Source organism: Ramlibacter sp., from assembly GCF_035548915.1.
Lineage (GTDB): Bacteria > Pseudomonadota > Gammaproteobacteria > Burkholderiales > Burkholderiaceae_C > Ramlibacter.
Genome location: NZ_DASZSE010000053.1, coordinates 1 through 22,329, shown reverse-complemented (window position 1 = coordinate 22,329; position 22,329 = coordinate 1). Strand labels below are relative to the sequence as shown.

Here is a 22,329-nt window from a genome sequence, read left to right as displayed (position 1 = left end):
CGCAGCCGCTTCGGGTTTTCCTTCAGCGGCCGACGTTGGAGAACTCCACTTCCAGCCGCAGCCGCGAGCGTACCGCTTCGCTGCCGACCTTGCCCGGCGTGAACCGCGCCGACTGAAGGCTGTCGCGGATGGCCTGCTCGAAAGCGGGGTGGACGTCCGGCGTGTCGATGCGCACGTGGCGCACGGCGCCTGTTTCGTCGACGAAGACGCTCACCTGCACGCGCAGATTGACCGTTCCCTGCACCTCTTCGGGAAACGGGAAGTCGATGAGGCCCGTGGGCTCGGCCGGTTGCGTGAGCTCGCGGCGCGACAGGTAGCCCGCGAATTCGTCGCCCGTCGGGCCCGAGGGAACACCCGTTGCCGTGGCGGGAATGGGGCTCGCCGCGGCCGGGGGGGCTTGCGCGACGGACTCGGCTGCGGGCGGGGAGGGTGGTGGCGAGGAAGGTGGCGACGACGATGGCGCGGACACGCTCGCCGTGACGGGACGCACCGAGAATTCGAGCGTCGCGGCCATCGGCCGCGGCGCCGCGATCGGCGTGGGAACTGCGGGCCGGATGTTCGAGACCGCCGTCAGCAGCCCCGCATGCAATGCGCAGGCGGCCAGACACGCGAGGCCCAGCCGCGCGTGTCCGGTTTCATTCAGTCGGCCAGTTCGCGCCACGACGTGCGCTTCGGCGTGGTCCCGATGCCCGCCGGTGCGTTCTTCTCGGTGGCGAGCTTCGCGTCGCTTCGCGTGATGAGCGTCTCGGTGCTGCCGTCTTTCAGCTGCACGACCGTGAGGCCCTGCACGAGCACGTCGCCGAGCGTGTAGCCCGCATCCGTCTCGCCTTCGGCGGTGGAGCCGGTGGCGATGTTGAGGTTGTAGATGAAGGACGTGCCGCCCACCGAACACGTGTTGCTGTTGGGCAGGTTGGTGCCCAGCGTGAGGGTGCTCAGCACGAGCGCGGGGTTGATGCTGATGCGCTCGCCGGCCTGCGGGAAGTCACCGTACCAGCCGGCCTTCGCCGACCAGTCCACCGGATTGTTCGTGACGCTGCGCGTGCCGCCCGCGCCGGCCGTGAAGGTCTGCTGGACGAAGTTCGTGTTGCCGCGCACGGTCCCGTAGCTCGAGTTGGTGAGCGGGTCCTTGATGGCGTAGATCGATTGCACCGAGGTGTCGGAAAGGTCGCTCGTCCCCAGGTACTTGCCGGTGCCGACGTACACCACGGGGTAGCGGACGTTGTTGTAGATGATCTCGGCCACCGCGGGCAGCGTCGTGATCGGCTCGGCGCCGCCCGAAGGATTCGTGAGCTGCGCGAGGCGCAGCGCCGCGCCGTTCGGGGCCACGAGGTTGTCGATGTCGAAGCGCCAGACGTTGCCGAGCAGGTCGCCGCCGTAGAAGCGCTTGGCGGAGTTGTTCGTGTCGAGGTCCACCCAGTCCTGGATGCGCGACAGGCCGCTCGGCGTGCCGGTCGTGCCCGCCGGCGAGCCGCTGATCATCGTGTCCACCGTCGTGAGCAGGGCGCCCGTGTTCGCATTCAGCACGAAGAGGTGGCCGTTGCCGTCGCCCGGGCTCACGTTGTTGTAGCCGGAGCCGAACACCACGACCCAGGTGCCGTCCGCGCGCTTGGTGATGACCGGGTTGCCGTACGTGTAGCCCAGGTCGTTGGCGCTGTATTCCCAGAGCACCTTGGGCGCCGTCGTGTCCGTGACGTCGAGCGCGTAGTAGCTGCGGCCGCCGCCGCCCAGGCCGCCCACCACGATCGTCTTCCAGACGCCGCCCACGTAGATGTCGCCGATCTGCAGCGCGCCGTCCACGGAATAGCGGTGGTTGTCGGCATAGCCCGTGTCCGCGAGCTTGTAGAGGTTCGGGATCACGGCGGTGGGAATGTAGGCCCACAGCTCGTCGCCGGTCTCGCGCTTGAACGCGTGAACCATGCCGTCGTTGGCCGCCGCGAGCACGATGCCCTGGCGAGAGGCGTTGTTCGTCGCGAAGGTCGTGTAGTTGTTTTCCGTGTACTTGAACGACGGCTTGCCGATGAATAGCGGCGACGCGTTGATGATGTCGCCGAGGACGCCTTCGCGCGTGCGGTAGTAGGTAAGGCTCTGGTCGCCGCGCAGGTAGCTCACGAGGTTGCTCCCCGTGTTGGCTGCCGTCGGGTCCGCGAGCGTCGGGCATTGCACCGGGTTGCCGCTGCCGCTTGCCGCCGTCTTCGAGCAGAAGTTGGTGAAGCTCGCGGTCATGCCGTCGGTCGTGAGGTTGGCGTACGTGAAGTCGCGCGGGGTCGTGCTGCCCGACGGGTTCTTGTAGTAGATCTTGCGCGACGCGGGCGTCTTCAAGTTCAGCTGGCTCGCGGCCGACCACGTTGGCGCCGCCGAGATGGCGCCGCTGTCCGGATCGATCGTGTACGACAGCACGTCGCCGATCCACTTCTGCGTCGTGAACTGGGCGACGTACACCTCGTTGTCCCCCGCCACCGGGTGCAGCGAACTCGTGGACGCCGCCGAGGCGGAGCCGACCTTCGCGTCGATCTTGTTGAGCGCCTGCGAGAAGGCCGTGAGGAGCGACGCGGGATCGTTGGCGCTGAAATACTCGCCGCGTCCGTTGACGGCGGCGTGCCACAGGTCGTCGATGTTCTCGGGACTCTTGGTGGAGCCGGCGACCGGCCAGTTCTTGGCGCCCGTCACGATGTCGTAGAAATCGCCGGAGAGCTGCGTCGTGTAGTTCGGGTCGTAGCGCAGGATGCCGCTCACGCCCAGTCCCATCGTGAAGGTCGTCATGTGCTGCCAGGTCGCCTGGTCGCCGAACGAATGGAACGAGTCGCTCTTGTTGCCGGGCACGTTGTTCGTGCACACCTCGGTGCCGAGGGCGCCCGTGCAGTTGCTGAGGCTCGAGTCGCGCAGGTCGGTGTTGTAGTAGTAGGCGGCGATGTCCGCCAGCGAGTCGCTCGTGGAGTTGGTCGGCGAGCCGTCGAACATGGGCCGCAGCGTGCCCGTGCCGTCCTGCTGGCCGACGTTGGTGGAATTGTTCACCTTGAAGGGGCCGTAGTCCGACTCCTCGTCCTGCGTGTTCCAGTAGCCGTCGGTTTCCAGGATCGCGAAATTGCGCTGGCAGGAGTACTGCACCGGGTCCAGGGTCTGGCTCTTGGCCTTGTGCGCGAAGTACTGTCCCGCCTTGGAGAGCGCGGCGCGCAGCGGCGTGTAGCCGTTGGGCGACGCCGAATTGAACTTGGCGTAGAAGTTCGACTTCTGCGTGGCGTTGAAGTCGCGGATGTTGAGGAAGTCGTCGTCCTCGGACGTGTCGTCCTTGGAGATCGTGCTGTAGCCGATCCGGTACTTGTCCGTGATGTTCTTGAACGCGAGGCTCGCCGCGGTCTGCATCATCTGCATCCGCGTCTTGTAGTACTGGTACCAGTTCGCGTAGTTCTGCGCCTCGGCGACCGTGATGTCCACCTTCGTGAATACGCTGCTGCCCGGGGAGGAGCCGATGTTGCTGTTGCACTCCTTGTAGAACGTCGTGCTCGTGATCACGCCCGAGGAGTTGTAGGTGTACGAGAGCCGCTTCTGCGAGCCCGTGTACTTGTAGTAGTCGGCCGGATCCACCCATCCGTAGCCGACGCGGCCGGCCGTGAAGGAGCCGCTTCCGTGGACTTCGGTGACGGTGATCTTGAGCGCGCCGGTCGACTTGTTCCACGAGACCACCGTCCCGCTGATCCAGCGGGTCGTGTCGCCGTCCTGGTAGAACGTGACGTTGTCGATTTCGCTCGGGTCGTACCAGCTGCTCTTCTTGCTGCCGTTGGTGACCGTCACGGTGAGCGACCCCCCGACGGATGCCGGCATCGTGAGCGGACTCGAGAGGTTGCGCTTCGGGCCCGTCGTCTGCGCGATGGGGTTCGCGATGTACTGGCTCGAGTCCGCATTGGGCAGCGACGCCCCCGTGGAATCCACCGGCGGCGAGTACACCACCGAGGGGTTGTACGCCATGCCGTTGCACTGCGAAGCCGTCCGCCCGTACTTGGTGGTCGCGAAGCCCGCGTCGTCCGGCACGTAGTCGCGCGCCATCGACCCCGAGTCGTCCAGGATCACCATGATGTTCGGCTTGATGGCCGTCACCGACGACGTGAAAAGCGGCGAGCTCGCGAGGTCGGTCGTGGCGGCGATGGCGGTGGTGGCCACCGGCAGCGCCACGCAGGCGGCCGCCAGCGCGCGTGCGGCGCGGCGCAGGTATCGTGCAATTCGGGTCATGGCAGGCCTCCCGGTCTCGGTTCGATTCAGTAGTGCACCAGGGTCTCGGTGTAGACGACCGTGTTGCGGGGTCCCTCGGCGCGCACGAGGATGCGGTAGTAGGGGCTCGCGAGCGTGCTCGTGATGCGTCCGCCCGGCTGGAGCTGCCCGCGCTCGCGCGCCTCGCCGGAAGACGAGCCCGTGGCGGGCCGCATGCAGTGGTTGCCGCCGGTCGGCACGCCCACGGCGTCGCACAGGCGCGTGATCACCCACTGAATCTTGTTGCCGTTCACGTCGACGCCCGACTTCGGAGTGACATCGCAGATGTCGTAGCTGCCCGACGAAAGACCCTGGCAGTCGCCGGTCCAGTTGATCACGGGCCGCTTGTAAGTGGAGGATGTCTGGTTGCCCGAAATGTCGAGGCGGTCCTGCGCGGCCGCGTAATACCCGTTGGTCGGGTCGTCGTTGTTCAGCGTGGGCGTGTTGGCGAGCGGCGACAGCCACGCGAGCGCCTGTTCCGCGCCCGAGGAGGTCGCGTTCAGCGCGTCTTGCTTGAAGCCGAGGTTGCCCATGATGAGCGTGCCGGTGTCCACCGTGCGCAGAAGGGCCATCGCGCCGAAACCGATCAGGACGAGCGCGATCAGCGAAAACAGGAGCGAGACGCCCGACTGGCGCCTGCGTGCGCGGGGTGCGGTGGCGGCTTTCATCAGTTGTTCCAGAGCATGTTGCGCAGCGGCACGATCGTCTCGAAGACGCGGTAGCGGTAGTGCTTCCAGTCGGTGAGGGTGTCCACCTTCATCGCGAGGCACTTGCTCGAGCCGCAGGTGACCGTGCCCGCGATCGCGATGGCGCTGCCCACGTTCCAGAGCGGGTTGGACGCCGTCACCTCGTCGCGCTCGTACTGCGAGCTCTGGGCCACGACGGCGATGCGTATCGCCGTGACCTGCTGCCAGCCCGCGGCGGTCGTCGGGGTCGTGTTGTCCCAAGCATCCACCGTGCCGTCGGCGGGCACGGTCGTGTCCTTGCCGTAAAACGCCTGCAACTGCACGACGTTCGGGAAGAGTTCGACCGGGCCATCGAAGGTCGGCGTGCCGTTGGCCGCGATGCGCAGGGTGCGCACGGCGAGCGCGTTGTTGGCGTTGATGCTGAAGGTGACGTCCACCGGCTGGCCGAGGTTCACGATCACCGCGTCGGCGGGGTAGGTCTGCGTGGGAAAGCCGACCTTGTTCCAGTGCGCGGCGTCGTCCTCGCGCACGACGCTCACCGACGCGCCCGGATCGTCCGTCGCCTGGAACACTTCGCACGACGTCGTCGGGGTCGCCGAGACGGACGCGACCATCAGGTCACCCGCGAGAAACGGGTTGCCGCCGGAATCGTTCTGCGGCCCCTGCACGCTGCGCACGGCAGCGACCGGGAATGCCTGGCTCTGCGCGGAGATGCCGGGGTTGTAGCCCGGCGTCACGACGCGCAGCGGCACGGAAAACGACGTCTTGCCGCTGCCGAACACGCGGATCGTGTCGGGCGCGCCGGAGGCGCCATCGGTGATGATCACCGGCGCGAGCTGCGGCATGAAGCTCGTATAGGCGGCTCCATTGAAGACCGCGCTCACCGTGCACCCGAGCAGGTTGGGCGCCGCGGCGAAGCCGTAGCCGGCCGCTTGCAGCGTGCGCTGCAGCGTGTTGAGCGCGAGCGCGCCGTTGGTCTGCGCATCCGAGCCGGCGCTCGTGGCGCGTTTCTGGCCCTCGGAGGCGACCATGACCTGCGTGACCGCGAGCGTCGCGAGCAGGCCGATCACGATGCCCACCATGAGTTCGATGAGGCTGAAGCCTCCAGCGGCACGGCCTGGGCTCGCGAAGCGAGCGTCGCGGACGCTACTGGATCGACGTGACCATTGCATAGGTGCGTGTCCCTTCCACACTCGTGGACCAGGAAACCGAAACCGTCACGGTTCCGCCGTTGGTGGTGACCGTCCCCGCGCCGCTCGGCAAGGTGGCGGCGACTTTCTGGACCCAGTCGTTGCAGCGGGCGTTCGCGCTGCACGCGGTGGCGCCGCCGGTGTTCGAATACTGCGCGAGGTTCGACTTGTCCGCCCAGATCATGCCGACCAGCTCGTTGGCGAGCAGCATCGCCTCGCCGCGCATCTTCGCGGTGGTCTGCGCGCGCGTCATCGCGGCCTGCAGCCCGACCAGCCCGAGGACGCCGACCATGAAAATCAGCATGCCCACGAGGGCTTCGATGAGCACCATCCCCCGAACGTTTCGCGCTCGGGAGGGGGGTCGCCTGAATCTTTGCTTCATCGGTGCTTCCTCCTGCCTCAGATGCAGGCGCGCGTGTCGGGCGCCGTGACGTCGCGGTCGCACAGGCGCACGCTGCCGCTCGCGCTGATCTGCACTCGCAGCCTTCTGGCTGTCGCATCGGAATGGTTGATGTCGATCTGCGCGATCTGCGAGCCGGTGCGTACGACCTGGCCCGTGCCGTTGAAGCTCACGGAACTGGCCGCGTTGCCGGCCGAATCCGTGGCGGCCACGGTGAGGGCGCCCGCGCGCGGACCGGCCCCCACCTTGTCCACGATGCGCGGCGTGGTCGTGGGCGACGGGTCGGTCGAGCACTTGCCTGCGGGGTTGTCCAGGCTCACCACCCACGAACCCGACGCCGACGAGAGCGCGCAGGAGTCGCCGAGCGCACCCGCGTCCTTCGGGCTCACGAGCCAGAGCGTCACCACCTGGTTGCGCTTCAGCGCTTCGCCGCGCGCCTTCTGCACGCCGATTTCCACCGACTCCGCGAGCGAGCGCACGTTGGCCGAGCGGAACATCTGCGCCATCCCCGGTCCGACCAGCGCGATCATGATCGCCAGGATCGAGACCACCACCGCGATCTCGATCATGTTGAAGCCGCGCTGGCGCTTGCCTGTCAGCACTCGTCGCCCCGGATGAGCCAGCAGTTCTTCGAGACGGTGGAGCCCTTGAACTTCGTCGTGCGCTGCACGTTGGCTTCGTTGATCGTGTAGACGTGGCCCACCGCCTGGCTGTTGGAGCCGGTGGCCGTGAGCGTGTAGCCCGTGGCCGTGCTCGTGCACGCGTAGGTGAAGTTCTTCGCGCCCGAGGGCACGAAGGTGTTCCAGCTCGGCGCGTTCGCACCGTTGGCGCAGTTGCCGCCGGTGCCGTAGTTGCGGTAGTCCTGGAAGTACTGCTCCATCTTCACGCGGTAGTCGCCCATCGCGCCGAAAGCCTCGGGCAGCTGGCCGCGGCGGATGTAGTCCCGATAGCTGGGCAGGGCGATCGCCGCGAGAATGCTCACGATCGCGATCGTGATCATGATCTCGATGAGCGTGAAACCCCGGGCTCGGCGGGACGGCTGCGGCATCGGACAAGCAAACACGCGGACCTCCTCGGTCGTTTTGAACGAACGAATCCTAGTTCACGTCCGTGCGAGAACGGCCAGCGGCCCGCCGGGCGGGTCTCGCGCGGCGATGGGCGGCTGCCTTCGCGGCGAAGGGCCCGTCGTGCATAGTTCACAGCGCCTCGTCGCAAGGCGGCACACTGGACTTCGGGCCTTCGAAGACATGATTCGCGGCCATGAAAAGAAACAAAAGACCACACCCGCTTGCGGCTTCGCCGCGCCGCCGCGCGATGCGCGGCCACACTCTGTTCGAAGCCGTGACCGTGCTCGGTATTCTCGCCGGCGCGCTCGGCATGGCGGGGCCCGCGCTGGGATCCATGCTCGCCTCGGCGCGGCTTGGCGCCGGCAGCGAGATGATGCTCGCCAATCTGCAGCTCGCGCGCGGCGAGGCCATCAAGCGCAACGCGCGCGTCGTCGTGTGCCCCTCGGCCGACGGCCTGACCTGCTCGAGCTCGATCGACTGGGAAAACGGGGCCATCGTGTTCCAGGACACCAACAACAACGGCGCGCGCGACCCCGCGGAGCCGCTCGTGTCGCACCAGCAGCCGCTGCCTCCGGGCACGCACGTGTCGGGCAATTCGACGCTGGGCAGCTACGTGTCCTATGCGCCGGACGGGCAGGCCCGCCACGTGGGTTCGGGTGCGTTCGAAGCCGGCACGCTCACCCTCTGCCATCCGGGCGCGGCGCCCTCGGAGGCGCGGCAGATCGTGATCAACTCGGGCGGGCGGCCGCGCACGCAAAAGCTCGTGGTGCCGCAATGCTCATGATGCCGATGCCGATGCCGATGCCCCGCAAGCCCGCTCGCCGCCGCGCCGAACGCGGCGTCATCCTCGCCGAATCGGCCGTGCTGCTCGCGGTCGCGACGACGCTCGCGTCGCTGCTGTTCGCCGCTTCGGGCGTCGCCGCCTGCCCGTCGAAGGACGGCGCCGCGTGCGCCGCGTCCGGCGGCTGGGAGCAGGGGTGGATCGCCTTTCGCGACACGAACGGCGACGGCGCGCGCGGACTGTCGGAGCGCGTGATCTACCGCATGCGGTCGATGCCCGACGCACCGCGTGCCGCGGCCGCGCTCGATGCGGCCGCGAGCTACCTGCGAATCTCGTCGACGACGGTCTTGAATTCGTCGACGTCCTCGAAGCTGCGGTAGACGCTCGCGAAGCGCACGTACGCGACCTTGTCGAGCTTTTTCAGCTCGCGCATCACGAGCTCGCCGATGCGCGAGCTCGCGATTTCGCGCAGCCCGAGGTTGAGGAGTTTTTCCTCGATGCGTTCCACCGCGTTGTCGACCTGGTCGGTGCTCACCGGGCGCTTTCGCAGCGCGAGGCTCATCGAGGCGAGGAGCTTCGCGCGCTCGTAGTCGATCCTGCGGCCGTCCTTCTTCACGACCGCGGGGAAGGTGACGTCGGGCCGCTCGTAGGTCGTGAAGCGCTTTTCGCAGTGCGCGCACTGGCGGCGCCGCCGGATGAAGTCCCCGTCTTCGGCAACGCGCGTCTCCACCACCTGAGTGTCCGCATTGCCGCAGAAAGGGCATTTCATGGTTCGGCCTACTTGTACACCGGAAACCGGCGAGTGAGCGCGCCGACCTTCTCGCGCACCGCGGCGAGGTGGCCTTCGTCGCGCGGGTTTTCGAGCACGTCGGCCACGAGATGGGCGGTGAGCCGCGCTTCCTCCTCCTTGAAGCCGCGCGTCGTCATCGCGGGCGTGCCGAGCCGCACGCCGCTCGTCACCATGGGCTTTTCCGGATCGTTCGGAATCGCGTTCTTGTTGATCGTCATGTGCGCCTGCCCGAGGACGGCCTCCGCATCCTTGCCGGTAATCCCCTTCGGCCGCAGGTCGACCAGCATCACGTGGCTTTCGGTGCGGCCGCTCACGATGCGCAGGCCCCGCTCGGTGAGCGTCTCGGCCACCACGCGCGCATTCGCCACCACCTGCTGCTGGTACGTCTTGAAGCCCGGCGAGAGCGCTTCCTTGAACGCGACGGCCTTGGCGGCGATCACGTGCATGAGCGGGCCGCCCTGCAGGCCGGGGAAGATCGCGCTGTTGATCGCCTTCTCGTGCTCGGGCTTCATGAGGATGATGCCGCCGCGCGGGCCGCGCAGACTCTTGTGCGTCGTGGACGTCACGACGTCGGCATGCGGCACGGGGTTCGGGTACACGCCGGCGGCGATCAGGCCCGCGTAGTGCGCCATGTCGACCATGAAGATCGCGCCCACGTCCTTCGCCACCCGGGCGAAACGCTCGAAATCGATCCTGAGCGAATACGCCGAAGCGCCGGCGATGATGAGCTTCGGCCTGTGCTCGTGCGCCTTGCGCTCCATCGCGTCGTAGTCGATGGCTTCGTTCGCGTCGAGCCCGTAGCTCACGACGTTGAACCACTTGCCGCTCATGTTGAGCGCCATGCCATGCGTGAGGTGGCCGCCTTCGGCGAGGCTCATCCCCATGATCGTGTCGCCGGGCTTCAGGAACGCCATGAAGACAGCTTCGTTCGCCTGGGCGCCGGAGTGCGCCTGCACGTTCGCCGCGGGCGCGCCGAAGAGGCGCTTCACGCGCTCGAGCGCGAGCTGCTCGGCGATGTCGACGAATTCGCACCCGCCGTAGTAGCGCTTGCCGGGGTAGCCCTCGGCATACTTGTTGGTGAGCTGCGTGCCTTGCGCCGCCATCACGGCGGGCGAGGCGTAGTTCTCGCTCGCGATCAGTTCGATGTGCTCTTCCTGGCGGCGGTTTTCCGACTGGATCGCCGCCCAGAGCTCGGGGTCGGTCTCGTCGATGAGGATGTTGCGGTCGTACATGGCGTGGTGTGCTGTGTCGGCAGTCCCATGAGGCGGTGGTCCCTGTCTTTCCGAGCGATCGGGCCGCAATGCGAGGCCACGACGAGCTGCGGGAAGGGGGCTGCCCAGGCGAACGGCTGAACGCCGGCCCGGAGCCGGCGGTGCGCTTCCCAGTGGTTGAGGCCCACGTCAGCGCGCCGGATACGGCGCGCCTATCGCCAGTTGCGCACGGTCGCTAGTTTATCCGAGAGCGCTCAGGAAAGCGTCACCGGCGGCTCGCCCGAGGTCTCGGGCATCGTGGCGGGCGCAAGCGGTGCCACGGCCCGCACCGGAGGCGGCGGCGGCAGCGGCACGTGCTGGCCGGCGGCGACTTGCTGCAGCTTCGAATGTTCGGCCAGCACCTTCTCCGCGTAGCCGCCGTCGTCCCCGAGCTGGGCCGCGCCCACGTAGAACTTGAGCCCCGCCTGAACGGAGCCGGCGCGCTGGATGCACTCCTGCAGCACCTTCACGCCCACGCGAAGGTTGGTGACGGGGTCGAAGGCCGCGAGCTTGCCGCCGAAATTCTCGTACTTGTCGCTGTGCACGACGGTCATCACCTGCATCAGGCCTTGCGCGCCCACCGGACTCTGCGCGAACGGGTTGAAGCCCGACTCGACGGCCATCACGGCCAGGATCAGCGTCGGGTCCATGCGCGTGCGGTGGCCGATGTCGTAGGCCGCGGCCACGAGCGCGGAGATCGGCTCGGGCGCGACGTGGTACTTGCGGCTCAGCCAGTAGGCCACCGCAGCCTGCTGCCGCGGCAGCTCGGTCGGATTGCGCGCCGTGGCGCGGTCGATCGCCTCGGGCTCCGGCTCGAGGCCGAGCGTGGCCGCCTGGCGCTGGTGCAGCCACTCGCCCAGCCGCATCTCGCCGGCCGCGCGCAGGTCGGGCCGCGCGGCGAGAGTGATCGCACAGAACGCCACGGCGAGCCCGAGGAGGGCGAAGCCGTTGTGCGTGATCTCGAAAAATCCCTGGGCAACGTCGGATGCGAACACTCGCAGGCCCCGGGCCAATTTTCCTAACGCCGTCATTCGCATGTCCTTTCTGCGCGCAAAGCCGGACGCGTCACCCCGCCGCGATGCGATGCGGGTTCACGCCGTCAGACTCCTCGTTTCGGATTGGTACGCCATCGATTGGCGCGAGCCCTTGTCGTCGGGCCCTTCACACCGCCTCGATCGGCTTCGCCGATTCGGCAGCGGGTTCGGGTTGTCCCTAGTGCTGTGGCCAGGGACGGGCGAATTCTAGGGGCGGCCCAAATACGAGGTCAAGAATAATGACTGGCCGATTCATCGCGAAAGTTACATGAAGGGCGCTGAATTTACGCCAAGGCTCTGCCGTTTGGCTGTCGGAAGCGCTCGCGCGCGCATGTCGGAACGCGCCGACCGGCAAGAGGGCCTTCAGGGCGTGCTACAAATCGCATAGCGAGATGGCGAGCAAACTCCCAGGCGGCCGCAGGAGTGAGCGAGTCTCGCGGCGGTCTCATGGGACGCGGGCCGGCGTTTGGAGGCGCTCGATCGGACCGTTCGTCGGGCCGCATGTAAGTCACAAGAATTGAAATTTCGATCGGCCTCTCCAATCGGGCCTCCATCCGGGTTGTCAAGCCAAACGCGCCAATCGCGCGCCTTCGCGTCATTGAAAAGAAGGATTTGAAATGCGCGCCGCACTCACCTAAGTTAGGGGAGCCCGAGCGATCGGGCACAGCCGGTAGGGCCACTTCGGTGGCAGCCCCGGCCCCACTTGGAAGCAATCGTTGCTTCCTGCGCAACCAGAAAGCCGGGATGTGCTTTTTGGCTGCGGACCCCGGCGGAGGTGCTCGCGCATTTCCGCCCAGCCCGGCAGGCGGCTTGCGGCTACCTGGCCGGGCTTTCTATTTCTTCTTCTTTTTCCAGCGAACCGCGCGGCCGGCCGACAGCTCGCATGCACGGCCACCGGCGGCGGCCAAGAGCAGCGAGAATGAAAGGGCGAGAATAAACCGGCGAGAATAGGCGTTTCGCCCCCCGGCACCCGGGGGGCTTGTCTTTGCCCGATCCATGAATCCGCTGTGAGTACCCTGAAATCTCCCGAAACCCAGTCGCTGGACGCGCTCACCGGTGGCGCCTTCTCGGCTCCGACCTCCGGTGAACGCGCGGCGCGCGTGCGCGAATGGATGGCCGCCAACCCCAGTGTCGAGCAGATGCACGAGGTGTTCCGCGAGCTGAGCGCGCGCGATAAGGGCGCGGCGCGGCCGCTGCGCGAGAAGCTCGATGAGATCAAGCGCGCCCGCGGCCAGGAAGCCATCGCCGCGGAATGGGCCGAGAAGGCGCGTGCTCTCATCGCGCAGCCGCGCCTGAACATCGCGGATGCGCTCGCCTGGCAACGCGACGCCGCCAAGGCCGGCGCGCCCCTCAGCCGGGAGCCGCTCGCCTCGATCAAGGGCGCGCTCGCCGATCGGGTGAAGGGCATCGAGGACTTGCAGCATCGCGTGCAGGTCCAGCGCGAAGCCGCCGTGCTCCTTGCACAGCGCATCGAGGTGCTTTCCACCAAGCCGTGGCAGGACGCGCAGGCCGCCGCCGAAGCGCTGCAGGCCGATGTGCCGCAGTGGCAGGCGCAGGCCGAGGCGCTCGTGCAGGATGCGAACTGGCCGAGCATCGAGCCGCGCTTTCCGCCGCTGCTCGAAGCCTCGCGCGGGCAACTGCAGGTCGTGTGGGACGCCTTCCGCGCCGCGCTCGCACAGGCGATCGCGGCCTCCACCGACGCGCAGGCGCCGCTGCCGCCCGTGCCCGTCTGGGCCGATGCGTTGCGGCAGGCGCGCGGCGTTGCGGCCGAAGCCGCGCCGAAGCCCCCGAAGCCCCGCGTCGACCCCGAATTGCGCGCGAAGGCCAACCAGGCCGTGGGCGAAGCGCTCGCGCGGCTCGAGCAGGAGATCTCGCAGGGTCACGGCAAGGCGAGCGCGGGCGCGGCCGGCGCGCTGCGCAACGCGCTGAAGGAACACGGCAGGCTGGTGGACGACCGCATCGAGAGCCAGGCGCATGCCGCGCTCGCCGCGGCCACCGAGCTCGAGGGCTGGCAGCGCTGGCGCGCGGACCAGTTGCGCCAGGAACTGGTGGCGCAGGCCGAGGGGCTCTTCGAGGTTGCCCCAGCGCCCGCGGAAGGATCCGAGCCCGAGCCCCCGAAGCCGAAGTACGGCGGCCGCAAGATGCAGGAGCATCTGCGCGCGTTGCGCGAGCAGTGGAAGCTCGTGGACCAGGGCGGGCCGCCGAACCACGCGCTGTGGAAGCGCTTCGACGAGGCCTGCAACCGCGCGTACGAAGTGGTCCAGCACTGGCTCGACAAGGTGAAGAGCGAGGCGGCGGAAAACCGCGGCAAGCGTCTCGCGCTGGTCGAAGAGTTGAAGGCGTGGGCCCAGGCGAATCCGCAACCGGCCGACGGCGACTGGAAAGCCTTCAACCGCGCGCTGCACCAGTTCGCCGACCGCTGGCGCGACGCGGGCCATCTGAGCGAGAAGGCCTTTGCGGAGATGCAGCCCCTCTGGAAGGATGCGTACACGGCCGCGAGCGCGCCGCTCGAAGCCGCCCAGCGCGAAAGCGTGGAGCGGCGCCAGGCGATGATCGGCGAGGCCGAAGCGTTGGGCGCCGCGCCCATGCTGCGCATCGATGCCGTGAAAGCGCTTCAGCAGCGCTGGCAGGCCGAGGCGCAGGGCGTGCCGCTCGACCGCAAGCAGGAGCAGCGCCTGTGGGATGCGTTTCGCAAGCCGATCGACGATGCATTCAATCGCAAGACGATGGAGCGCGAGAAGGCGGCTGCCGCGCTCGGCGAGCACGATCGCCGGGTGCTCGATGCTTCGAAGGCGCTCGACGCCGCGACCGCAAGCGGCGATGCGCAGAAGATTCGCGCGGCCATGACCGCGCTGGAACACGCCATGAGGGACCAGGCCGCGGGTCCTGCGGCGGCAGCCGCGGCTGGGGCCGCCGGTCCTGTCGCGGGTGCGGGTGCGGGTGCGGCGCCTTCCGCGGCCGGCGCGCAGGAGGGAGCAGCCGAGACCGCTGAATCCGCCGGCGCCGCCGACGCCGCTGACGCCGCTGACGCCACAACCGCCACGGCCGAAGGCGAGGCTGTCGCGGGAGAGGTCCGCAGCGAAGCCGCGAGCGCGCCCCCCAAAGCCGCGCCGAAGCCCGTGGTGGCGGTGCGGGGTGACGACAGGCCCGGTGCGAAGCGGGCCGATCCGATGCCAGCCATGCGCGGTGGGCGCGGCGATCCGCGCCGTGGCCCGGGCGGCCCGGGTCGTCCGGGCGGCGATCGCTTCGGCGACCGCCGCGATGCCGCTCGTCCCGGCGGGCGGGACGCAGGCCGCGATGGCCGGCGCGACGACCGTCGCGAGGATCGCGGCCCGCGCCTCGGCGATGTCGCGTTCCGAGCTCAGCGCGACGCGCTGGAGCATGCCCAGGCGGCGCTGCGCCGGCTCGCGGCGCAGGCGCACGGCGAAGCATTGGGACAATTGCTTTCGGCGTGGGAGCACCGTTCGGGCGAGGAAGTGCCGTCGCTGCACGAGCTCGGCCGGTCCGTCGGCGCGCCGGTGCGCACGAGCTGGGTGCAGGCGCTGGCGGCTTCTCCTTCGGGCGATGCCGGCGACGCGCTGCTTCGACTGGAGATCGCCGCCGACGTGCCCACGCCGGCCGAGCAGATTGCCGCGCGCCGCATGCTGCAGCTTCAGCTGCTCACGAAGCGGGGCGAGCCGTCGCCGCAGCAGACGTGGGGGCAGGACGTCGCGCGGCTCTTCGCGACCGGCTTCGAGGCGGGCACGGCGCGTCGAATGCAAAACGCGTTGAAGGTGCTCTTACGTGGCTGAGGTGCGCGGCTAAGGTGCGCGGCTGAGGTGCGCGACTTGGGGCGTGGGCAAAGCGATGGCGCCGGCGCGTTGGCCGGCGCCGTTGTCGGGTCAGGGCGTAGCCTGCGTTGCCGCGACGTGGATCAGAACGCCTCGGTTGTGGGGCAGGAAGGCCGGGTTCATTTCGGCGTCGCGCATGCATTGCGCCACTGTGTCCCTGACCGTGCCGTCGCCGTGCTGGCCCACGATGAACTGGACTGTGTCGTCGAGGTCGTCGGCGTGCAGGCGAAACATCGCTCTGGCCATCGCGCTCGACGCACCGCTCGGGCGTCCCACCCAGTCTTCCATCGGTCGGGCAAGGATGCTTTTCATATGGAAGTCCAGCATCCGGATTTCGGTGCCGTCCGCGCTCATCTCGCGGACAAGCCCCAGCTTCTCGTCGAACACTCCCGAAGCGACGCCCCATCTCAGAATGTCCGCGCCGAAGTCGGTGGCGGGGTCGTCCTGACATGCATCGATCAGCGAGATGTAGATGCGAGGGCTGGGAGCCGGCATTTCCCGGAAGAGGTCCACCGCGAGCCGGGGGCGTCCACCCGTTCCTGCCGCGCGGATCAGCGCCCCGTAGACCTTGTCCGTACGGGCGACGCCGGCCGCTCGCATCCTCTCGTCCCAGACGAAAGCTCGTGCAGGATTGGGTCCGCGCGCGGCAGCATCCGCAAGCAGCTCGAATGCCGCCGGATCCGGACTCAGCAAGGGGTTGGCCTCGTACGCGCACCGCCATTTGCGGGCAAATCCATCGGCTTCTTCGAAATCGCCCCCGTTCTCGCAAGCCGCGACGACGCTTGCGTAGTGAATTCCAAGGAATTGGCCGCCGGTTCTTCCGTCCGCGGACCTGGAAGCGGCGACATCGAACCACCGGATGGCTTCGCGGAATCGCCCTGTCTTCGCACAGGCATAGAGAAGCTGCCCGTAGAGTCTCATGTGAGGCTCGAATTCGCGATTCCCGACGGGGTCGCGATCGGCCTCGCGAATCATCTCCTGCAGATGCTCCGCCGCCTTCGCTACCTCGAACTTCGCTGCCCACGCCGTGACGAGATGTGAGCGGCTCGCGTGATTCGGGCTCCAGCCGGCGAGATTCATTTCTGAACAGTAGCGTTCGGCGAGTTCCGTTTCACCGGCCTCGGCGCATCCCGAAATCAGGATGTCGAACGTGACGTCCGAGGGGCGACACGTCTCTTTCATTTTCTCCATCCATCGACAGGCTTCGCCGACAGCTCCCGCCTTGATGTGCGCGAGGATCAGGTTGCTGTAGGCCCGCTCTCCGGGCGCGATCTGCGCCTGTGCCATTTTGTCGAACCAATGACGCGCGCCGGCGGGATCGGCGGGATCGGCGTGCGCGTGTGCCGAAATCATGACTTCATAGACCGCGCCCTCCGGTCGCAGGTCGGGCCGCGTCCGCGCGTCGAATTCGAGCTCGTCGAAGAGTCTGCGCGCCGCGCCGACGTCTCCCCGTTTCGCGAACGCAGCAAGCAGGACGTGGTAGTCCACCTTGTCCAGGCGCAGTTCGGGCCTGCGGGCGCAAGCCTGCCTTCTTTCTTCGTGATAGTGAAGGGCGCCCTCCAGGTCCCCGCCGGCGATGCAGGCGCGGCCGATCGCGATGTAGGCGCGGCTGTCCACCAGCAGGTCGCGCCGCTCTTCGGCGTCGTGCTGGAGAAATGCAAACAGGCGCCGGGCCAACGGAGTGTCACCGTTTCTTTGACACGCTTCGATCATCGCCCTGTACTGTTCGTCATCGGGGTGAAGTTCACGCTGTCCGCCGGCCGCTGCGCGCCATCGCTCGAAGCACTCCAGTGCGCAACCGCCCTGGCCGGCATAGATGTGCGCGATCACGAGGTTGCACCACATGCGAGCGTCCGGCCGCGCCTGCGGCCGGCGCAGGCCCTCGCGGCTGGCCTCGTCGAACCAATGCTTGGCTTGCGCAAGATCGCGCTTGGCAGCGGCCGCGACCAACATGCCGTAGGTGCCAGCGTCCGCCGGGCAGCCGGCGGTGCTCAGCTGCGCGAGGAGCAACCTGGCCCGGTCGGGATTCACGTTGCCGTTGCACCTGTGGAGATAGGCGGTGACCACGTGTGGGCTCAACGGCGCTTCGACGGACATCATTGCCTCGACGCAATGCCAGGGCGCATCCTCGCCGCGAGCCGTTGCGATGCACTTCGTGGTGACGCGCTGAATCTTGTCGACGCTCGCCGCGCCTCGCGCGAATTCGCGACACACCCCGGCGTTCGCAGCGGTGGGCCGGCCACCCACGGACGTACGCCGGTGTTCGAAGGCCGGAACCTTCCGAACGCAGCCGGTGTCGTCAACCGAGCGATGCCGTTGAGGGGGTTCGGGGCGGGGCCTCTTGCCGGCGCCCAGCGTGCGATCCACGCTCCGTGAATCTTCGGGGTTGCCGGCTCGGCCGGTGTGAATCGTGACCAACGCGTGCAATCGATGCTCCTTCCTCTCCGATTCGCCGGAGAGCTCCCCCATGCGTAACGGATGCTCGCCATTGGTTCAACGAGCCGGCCACGTCGCCGCCCGACGGAAGACATCAGCGTCGCGTCGAGACGAAAGGATGTGGCACTTGCGTTGCGCTACCGGACGGGATGAAAGAAGCCGTCGAACAGCTGCGTGAGCCGGGGAAATTCCATCGGGAAGCGGCGGGGATCCACGAAATACGCCTCGCAGGCCACCGCGAAGAATTCGTCGATCGCCGTCGCGCCGTACGGATCGAGCCACGTCGCCGCCCCGCCGAAGCGTTCCGCGATCACGACCTTTTCACGAAAGGCCTCGTACTCCGCGGCCATCACCGCGAGCCACGCTTCGCGCGCCGCGCGCGACGGCAGGGGCGGGCAGCCGTCGGACGCGCCGTCGCGCATGTCGATCTTGTGGACGAATTCGTGGATCACGACGTTGTAGGGCTCCTGCGCCGAAGCCCCCGCGGCCGCGACGTCGCGCCAGCTGAGCATCACCGGCCCGCGCTCCATCGCCTCGCCCGAGAGCACCTCGTCGTATTCGTGCACCACACCCGCTTCGTCCTGCACGGTGCGCTTCGCGACGACTTCGTCGGGATGCACGACGACGCCGACGAAATCGTCGTACCAGTGCAGACCCAGGTGCAGCACCGGCAGCACGGCCTGCGCCGCGATCGCGAGCGCGACTTCATCGGTTATCGCGAAGCCGTTCGCGCCGTGGAATTCCTTGGCCGCGAGAAACTGCGAAGCGAGTTCGCGCAGACGTTCGAGCTCATGCGCGGGCCTGCGCTTCAGAAACGGATAGGCTGAAAGCGTCGCGTCCCACTGCGCATCGGGAATGGCGCGCCCCTTGGGACGGCGGCGAAACCAGCCGAGCATCACCAGGCCATCACGAGATCGGCACGCGGCGCGCCCCCGACGCATCGAGCCGCAGCAACTCGCCCGGCGACCCATCGCGCGCTTCGTCCCAGTCGGCCAGCACGATGCGCTCGCGCCCGCCCGGCAACGCGTGTTCGCGCGGCCGATGCGTGTGGCCGTGGATCATCGTGCGCGCGTCGGCCGCCTCGAGCCACGCGGCGGCCGCGGCTTCGTCGACCTCGCCGTACACCTCTTTCGCCGCGGCGTGCCGCGCCGCGCTGCGTTCGCGCAGCGACTTCGCCATCGCGCGGCGCTCGACCAGCGGATGCGCGAGCATCGTCTGCCGCCACTTCGGGTCGCGCACTTCGGCGCGGAACTTCAGGTAGTCGGTGTCTTCCAGGCAGAGCTGGTCGCCGTGCGTGAGGAGCCAGCGTTGGCCGGCGAAATCGAGCACCGTGGGGTCGTCGAGCAGCGTGACGCCGCTCGCCTGCATCAGCCCTTCGCCGACGAGGAAGTCGCGGTTGCCGTGCATGAAGAAGACGGGCCGCAAGCGCGATGCGGCCTGAAGCACGCCGGCGCAGTCCGCGTCGAAGCCGGGCTCGCTCGCCGCGTCGTCGCCGACCCACACTTCGAAGAGGTCGCCGAGGATGAAGACGGCATCGGCCCGGGTCTCAGCCATATAGCGCCGCCAGGCTTCGAACTTCGCCGGCTCGGACGCGTGCAGGTGCAGGTCGGAGATGAACTCGAGTGTGCGCCACGCGGGCGGGGCGACGAGCTCCTCGATCGGCGGCACCGAAACGGGAGGCAAGACCGAAGGCCTCAGGCCGCGACGGCCTTTTCGATCACCACGTCGTCGAGCGGCACGTCGTCGTGGAAGCCCTTTCTGCCCGTCTTCACGGCACGGATGCGATCCACGATGTCCTGCCCGGCCACGACCTTGCCGAAGACCGCGTAGCCCCAGCCCTGCGGCGTCTTTCCCGTATGGTTGAGGAAGTCGTTGTCGGCGACGTTGATGAAGAACTGCGCGCTCGCCGAATGCGGATCGTTCGTGCGCGCCATCGCCACCGTGTACTTGGCGTTCTTGAGCTGGTTGTCCGCTTCGTTGCGCACGGGTGCATCGGTGGGCTTTTGCTTCATGCCCGAGTCGAAGCCGCCGCCCTGGACCATGAAGCCGTCGATCACGCGATGGAAGATCGTGCCGTCGTAGTGGCCCTTCTTCACGTAGCTCAGAAAGTTGGTGACCGTCTCGGGCGCCTTTTGCTGGTCGAGTTCGAGCGTGACGACGCCGTAGCCCTTGATGTGCAGATCGACTTTCGGATTGTCCATGGCGATATGTTCCTTCCCTGGTTACTTCAGCACGGTGGCCGAGGTGATGACGATGGGTGTGACCGGCACGTCGGCATGCATGCCGCGATTGCCCGTGGGAGCCGACTTGATCTTGTTCACGACTTCCATGCCGCTCACGACCTTACCGAAGACGGTGTAGCCGTCCTTGCTCGCGGTGGGATCGAGCCGGCCGGAGTTGTCGACGACGTTGATGAAGAACTGGGCCGTGGCGGAGTTCGGATCGTTCGTTCGCGCCATCGCGAGGTAGCCCACCTGGTTGTGCAGGCCCTTGGCGAGCGCGGCGCGCCCTTCATGCTCGATCGGCGGGCGCGTGGGCTTTTCGGACATCTTCTCGTCCATGCCGCCGCCCTGGATCATGAAGCCGTCGATCACGCGGTGGAAGATGGTGCCGTTGTAAAAGCCGTCCTTCACGTATTGAAGGAAGTTGGCCGCCGTCTTCGGCGCCTTGTCGGGATAGACCTCCACCACGATGTCGCCCGCGGTGGTGGCAAGCTTCACGCGCGGCTCGCCCTGCGCGGCGGCAGCGCAGGTGCCGAAGGCGAGTCCTGCCGCGATGAACGCGGCCACGCCGGCCGCGATGAGTCGAGCGGCCGTGCGCCGCGTCGTTTGGTTCGTCACCCGATCACTCCTTCGAAGAAGATCTTCCATTGCGCGCCGAGGCGCATCCAGTATTGCCGGCGGATCGACGCCACGCGCGAGCCCGCGGCGGCTTCGGAGAAGGTTACCACCATGGTGTCGGCCGAGTCGGTCCAGCGCAGCAGCGAAACATCCTTCAGCTGCAGGTCGTGGCCCCGGATGCGCTCGAGCTCGCCCGTGAGGACGGGACGCCATTCGGCGAGCGTCTTGCCGTTGCCGGAAAAGCCGCTTTCGTAGAAGCCGAGGATGCGCGCGACGTCGCCGCTCGCCTTGGCCGAGCGCCAGGCCTGCAGCACCTCGTTGAAGCGGCGCGCGTCGTATTCCACGGCCTGCGGCGACACCCAGCGGATGTTCTTCGTGATGACGACGGGCGTCGTGCGCAGCTCCACGGTGCGGATGATGCGCAGCAGGTCCGGATTGGCGAGCACGATGCAGCCGTCGGTGGCCTTCGGCGCCCGCGAATACTGCGTGGGCGGGGTTCCGTGCAGCCAGATGCCGCTGCCCGTCCGGCCCTGGCGCATGTCGTACGGATTGGGGTAATTGATGGGAAGCGCGCCCGCGCCGTAGAAATCCTTGAGCGTCTTCGGGTCGAGGTTGGTCGTCACGTAGTAGACGCCGAGCGGGGTGCGCAAGTCGCCTTCGGTGGACTTCTCGATGCCGAGCTTGCCGACGGAGATGTAGTAGTCCCCGATGAGCTTCAGCCCCGTGCCCGTGTTCTCGAAGAGGTAGAGGCGGGCGCGCGACGTATCGACCGCGATGGCGTGGTGGTTCGCCGCCGAGAGCTGCACGAACTGCAGGGGAATCGCGCCCGGCGGCGGCCGTTCGCGCAAGGCTCGCATGCGCAGCAGCGATTCCTCGCGCAGGTCCGTGAGGCTCTGCCCGGCGAGCCTGGCCGCGGCGTCCGGCACGTCGCCGAGCGTGCGCACCGGCTTGGCATGCGCCATGAGCAGATCGCCGTACACGAGTTGCGCCAGCTGGAAGTTGGGGTGATCGCGCACGAGCGCCTCGGCCTGCCGCAGCGCCTCGCGAACGTTCGCCTGGCCGATGAGCCGGTAGACCGCGATGAGCCGCGCCTCGGCCTCACCGTCGTGCGGCACGACGGCGCGCAGCGGCGCCGAAGCGCGGTGACGCGCGGCCGCCTTGTTCGCATGCCGGCTTTCGGCGTGCTTCGCGTGGTGGACCTGCGCGGCGAACGCGGGCGCGGGCGCCTGCGCGGCGCACGCGAATGCGCACACGACGAAGAACGCGAAGCGCTCCGCGAAGAGTTGCCATGCGCGCCAAGGGTGCGACTGCACGTTCACGATGCGCCTGGAAGGGCGCGCTGCCATGTCAGGCGCCCGTGCTTTCCCGCACGATCACCCAGCGGTCGCCGGACTTCACCATCTCGAGCGTCTTGCGGCTGGAGACGTTGAGCGCGTCGGCCGAATAGGCCTGTTTGAATTTCGCCGTGGCCTTGTTGCCGTTCACGACGACGTGCAGGTCGCTCACCTTCACGCTGATGTGCGACTTGCCGACGATGCGCGCGCGGCGTTCTTCCTCCCAGGCCTTGCGCGACTGCTTGCCGGGGGGATCGAACTCCTTGCCGTAGGCGCCGAGGTAGGCGCCCATGTCCCTCGAGGACCAGGCGGTGGCCCAGGCCTGCACGGCGGACTCGACTTCGCGCGTGGCGTTGCCGCTCGCCGCCGCAGGGGAGGCAGCGGGGGCCGCGGATGCGACGGGGGGCAGCGCCGTCGCGGGCGGCGCTGCCGGGGTCGCGACCGGGGCG

The 22,329-nt window shown here is 68.0% G+C and carries 20 protein-coding genes and 1 riboswitch; of the genes, 3 read left to right on the top strand and 17 right to left on the bottom strand.

Features of this window, described 5'->3' with window-relative positions:
* Positions 1 to 22: 22 nt before the first annotated feature.
* The 7 genes from VHA82_RS23760 to VHA82_RS23730 form a co-directional block, all read right to left on the bottom strand.
* Complete coding sequence (locus VHA82_RS23760; protein ID WP_325547858.1) at positions 23 to 661, bottom strand: energy transducer TonB; 639 nt, start codon at positions 659 to 661, stop codon at positions 23 to 25.
* Complete coding sequence (locus VHA82_RS23755; protein ID WP_325547856.1) at positions 640 to 4,224, bottom strand: pilus assembly protein; 3,585 nt, start codon at positions 4,222 to 4,224, stop codon at positions 640 to 642. The genes VHA82_RS23760 and VHA82_RS23755 overlap by 22 nt, the downstream gene beginning before the upstream one ends.
* 26 nt (positions 4,225 to 4,250) lie before the next feature.
* Positions 4,251 to 4,910 carry a hypothetical protein gene (locus VHA82_RS23750; protein WP_325547853.1) on the bottom strand — a complete coding sequence of 220 codons (660 nt, stop codon included), beginning with the start codon at positions 4,908 to 4,910 and terminating at the stop codon, positions 4,251 to 4,253.
* Entirely contained in the window at positions 4,910 to 6,100 is a 1,191-nt protein-coding gene (locus VHA82_RS23745; protein WP_325547851.1) for a PilW family protein, read from the bottom strand. The genes VHA82_RS23750 and VHA82_RS23745 overlap by 1 nt, the downstream gene beginning before the upstream one ends.
* The gene (locus VHA82_RS23740) at positions 6,075 to 6,449 is read right to left on the bottom strand and encodes a pilus assembly protein PilV (RefSeq protein ID WP_325547849.1); all 375 of its coding nucleotides are present in this window, start codon (positions 6,447 to 6,449) and stop codon (positions 6,075 to 6,077) included. The genes VHA82_RS23745 and VHA82_RS23740 overlap by 26 nt, the downstream gene beginning before the upstream one ends.
* Positions 6,450 to 6,517: 68 nt before the next feature.
* Positions 6,518 to 7,120, bottom strand: coding sequence for a GspH/FimT family pseudopilin (locus tag VHA82_RS23735; RefSeq protein ID WP_325547847.1), 603 nt, complete (start codon positions 7,118 to 7,120; stop codon positions 6,518 to 6,520).
* Positions 7,114 to 7,566: a type IV pilin protein gene (locus tag VHA82_RS23730; protein WP_325547845.1), complete on the bottom strand. Its 453-nt coding sequence runs from the start codon at positions 7,564 to 7,566 to the stop codon at positions 7,114 to 7,116. Before VHA82_RS23730 ends, VHA82_RS23735 begins: the two co-directional genes overlap by 7 nt.
* 212 nt (positions 7,567 to 7,778) lie before the next feature.
* Here VHA82_RS23730 and VHA82_RS23725 point away from each other — a divergent pair, with 212 nt between their 5' ends.
* Both VHA82_RS23725 and VHA82_RS23720 read left to right on the top strand, forming a co-directional pair.
* A complete protein-coding gene (locus VHA82_RS23725) occupies positions 7,779 to 8,369 on the top strand; it encodes a GspH/FimT family pseudopilin (protein WP_325547843.1) in 591 nt (196 codons plus the stop codon).
* Positions 8,360 to 8,746: a hypothetical protein gene (locus tag VHA82_RS23720; RefSeq protein WP_325547841.1), complete on the top strand. Its 387-nt coding sequence runs from the start codon at positions 8,360 to 8,362 to the stop codon at positions 8,744 to 8,746. Before VHA82_RS23725 ends, VHA82_RS23720 begins: the two co-directional genes overlap by 10 nt.
* On the opposite strand, the gene nrdR is transcribed toward VHA82_RS23720, so the two are convergent.
* The 3 genes from nrdR to VHA82_RS23705 all read right to left on the bottom strand — a co-directional run bounded on the left by nrdR (position 8,686) and on the right by VHA82_RS23705 (position 11,437).
* Positions 8,686 to 9,135 carry a transcriptional regulator NrdR gene (nrdR, locus tag VHA82_RS23715; protein ID WP_325547839.1) on the bottom strand — a complete coding sequence of 150 codons (450 nt, stop codon included), beginning with the start codon at positions 9,133 to 9,135 and terminating at the stop codon, positions 8,686 to 8,688. The two genes, VHA82_RS23720 and nrdR, sit on opposite strands and share 61 nt — an antisense overlap.
* A gap of 8 nt (positions 9,136 to 9,143) precedes the next feature.
* Entirely contained in the window at positions 9,144 to 10,388 is a 1,245-nt protein-coding gene (gene glyA, locus VHA82_RS23710) for a serine hydroxymethyltransferase (RefSeq protein WP_325547837.1), read from the bottom strand.
* Positions 10,389 to 10,483: 95 nt separating this feature from the next.
* Positions 10,484 to 10,603, bottom strand: a riboswitch (ZMP/ZTP riboswitch).
* 18 nt (positions 10,604 to 10,621) lie between these two features.
* The gene (locus tag VHA82_RS23705) at positions 10,622 to 11,437 is read right to left on the bottom strand and encodes a lytic transglycosylase domain-containing protein (RefSeq protein WP_325547834.1); all 816 of its coding nucleotides are present in this window, start codon (positions 11,435 to 11,437) and stop codon (positions 10,622 to 10,624) included.
* Positions 11,438 to 12,447: 1,010 nt separating this feature from the next.
* Between VHA82_RS23705 and VHA82_RS23700 the strand changes: the two genes are divergently transcribed.
* Positions 12,448 to 15,231 carry a DUF349 domain-containing protein gene (locus tag VHA82_RS23700; RefSeq protein ID WP_325547832.1) on the top strand — a complete coding sequence of 928 codons (2,784 nt, stop codon included), beginning with the start codon at positions 12,448 to 12,450 and terminating at the stop codon, positions 15,229 to 15,231.
* Between the two features lie 90 nt (positions 15,232 to 15,321).
* Here VHA82_RS23700 and VHA82_RS23695 read toward each other — a convergent pair whose 3' ends face one another.
* From VHA82_RS23695 to VHA82_RS23665, 7 genes are all read right to left on the bottom strand, one after another.
* Positions 15,322 to 17,637, bottom strand: a complete 2,316-nt coding sequence (locus tag VHA82_RS23695; RefSeq protein ID WP_325547830.1) for a hypothetical protein — start codon at positions 17,635 to 17,637, stop codon at positions 15,322 to 15,324.
* 206 nt (positions 17,638 to 17,843) lie between these two features.
* Positions 17,844 to 18,602 (bottom strand): M90 family metallopeptidase, encoded by a 759-nt coding sequence (locus tag VHA82_RS23690; protein WP_325547828.1) that lies wholly within the window; start codon positions 18,600 to 18,602, stop codon positions 17,844 to 17,846.
* A 10-nt stretch (positions 18,603 to 18,612) separates the two neighbouring features.
* Complete coding sequence (locus VHA82_RS23685) at positions 18,613 to 19,389, bottom strand: UDP-2,3-diacylglucosamine diphosphatase (RefSeq protein WP_325547826.1); 777 nt, start codon at positions 19,387 to 19,389, stop codon at positions 18,613 to 18,615.
* An 11-nt stretch (positions 19,390 to 19,400) separates the two neighbouring features.
* A complete protein-coding gene (locus VHA82_RS23680) occupies positions 19,401 to 19,907 on the bottom strand; it encodes a peptidylprolyl isomerase (protein ID WP_325547824.1) in 507 nt (168 codons plus the stop codon).
* 21 nt (positions 19,908 to 19,928) lie between these two features.
* Positions 19,929 to 20,546 (bottom strand): peptidylprolyl isomerase, encoded by a 618-nt coding sequence (locus tag VHA82_RS23675; protein WP_414708693.1) that lies wholly within the window; start codon positions 20,544 to 20,546, stop codon positions 19,929 to 19,931.
* Complete coding sequence (locus tag VHA82_RS23670) at positions 20,543 to 21,892, bottom strand: L,D-transpeptidase (protein WP_325547822.1); 1,350 nt, start codon at positions 21,890 to 21,892, stop codon at positions 20,543 to 20,545. Before VHA82_RS23670 ends, VHA82_RS23675 begins: the two co-directional genes overlap by 4 nt.
* Before the next feature lies 1 nt (position 21,893).
* Positions 21,894 to 22,329: nuclear transport factor 2 family protein (locus VHA82_RS23665; RefSeq protein WP_325547820.1), on the bottom strand; the 436-nt coding region annotated here is incomplete at its 5' end.

Coding starts and splice junctions, on each gene's coding strand:
- VHA82_RS23705 (WP_325547834.1), bottom strand. CDS start 11,437: ATGACGGCGTTAGGAAAATTGGCCCGGGGCCTGCGAGTGTTCGCATCC.
- VHA82_RS23730 (WP_325547845.1), bottom strand. CDS start 7,566: ATGCCGCAGCCGTCCCGCCGAGCCCGGGGTTTCACGCTCATCGAGATC.
- VHA82_RS23755 (WP_325547856.1), bottom strand. CDS start 4,224: ATGACCCGAATTGCACGATACCTGCGCCGCGCCGCACGCGCGCTGGCG.
- VHA82_RS23740 (WP_325547849.1), bottom strand. CDS start 6,449: ATGGTGCTCATCGAAGCCCTCGTGGGCATGCTGATTTTCATGGTCGGC.
- nrdR (WP_325547839.1), bottom strand. CDS start 9,135: ATGAAATGCCCTTTCTGCGGCAATGCGGACACTCAGGTGGTGGAGACG.
- VHA82_RS23670 (WP_325547822.1), bottom strand. CDS start 21,892: ATGGCAGCGCGCCCTTCCAGGCGCATCGTGAACGTGCAGTCGCACCCT.
- VHA82_RS23690 (WP_325547828.1), bottom strand. CDS start 18,602: ATGCTCGGCTGGTTTCGCCGCCGTCCCAAGGGGCGCGCCATTCCCGAT.
- VHA82_RS23750 (WP_325547853.1), bottom strand. CDS start 4,910: ATGAAAGCCGCCACCGCACCCCGCGCACGCAGGCGCCAGTCGGGCGTC.
- VHA82_RS23720 (WP_325547841.1), top strand. CDS start 8,360: ATGCTCATGATGCCGATGCCGATGCCGATGCCCCGCAAGCCCGCTCGC.
- VHA82_RS23680 (WP_325547824.1), bottom strand. CDS start 19,907: ATGGACAATCCGAAAGTCGATCTGCACATCAAGGGCTACGGCGTCGTC.
- glyA (WP_325547837.1), bottom strand. CDS start 10,388: ATGTACGACCGCAACATCCTCATCGACGAGACCGACCCCGAGCTCTGG.
- VHA82_RS23725 (WP_325547843.1), top strand. CDS start 7,779: ATGAAAAGAAACAAAAGACCACACCCGCTTGCGGCTTCGCCGCGCCGC.
- VHA82_RS23745 (WP_325547851.1), bottom strand. CDS start 6,100: ATGCAATGGTCACGTCGATCCAGTAGCGTCCGCGACGCTCGCTTCGCG.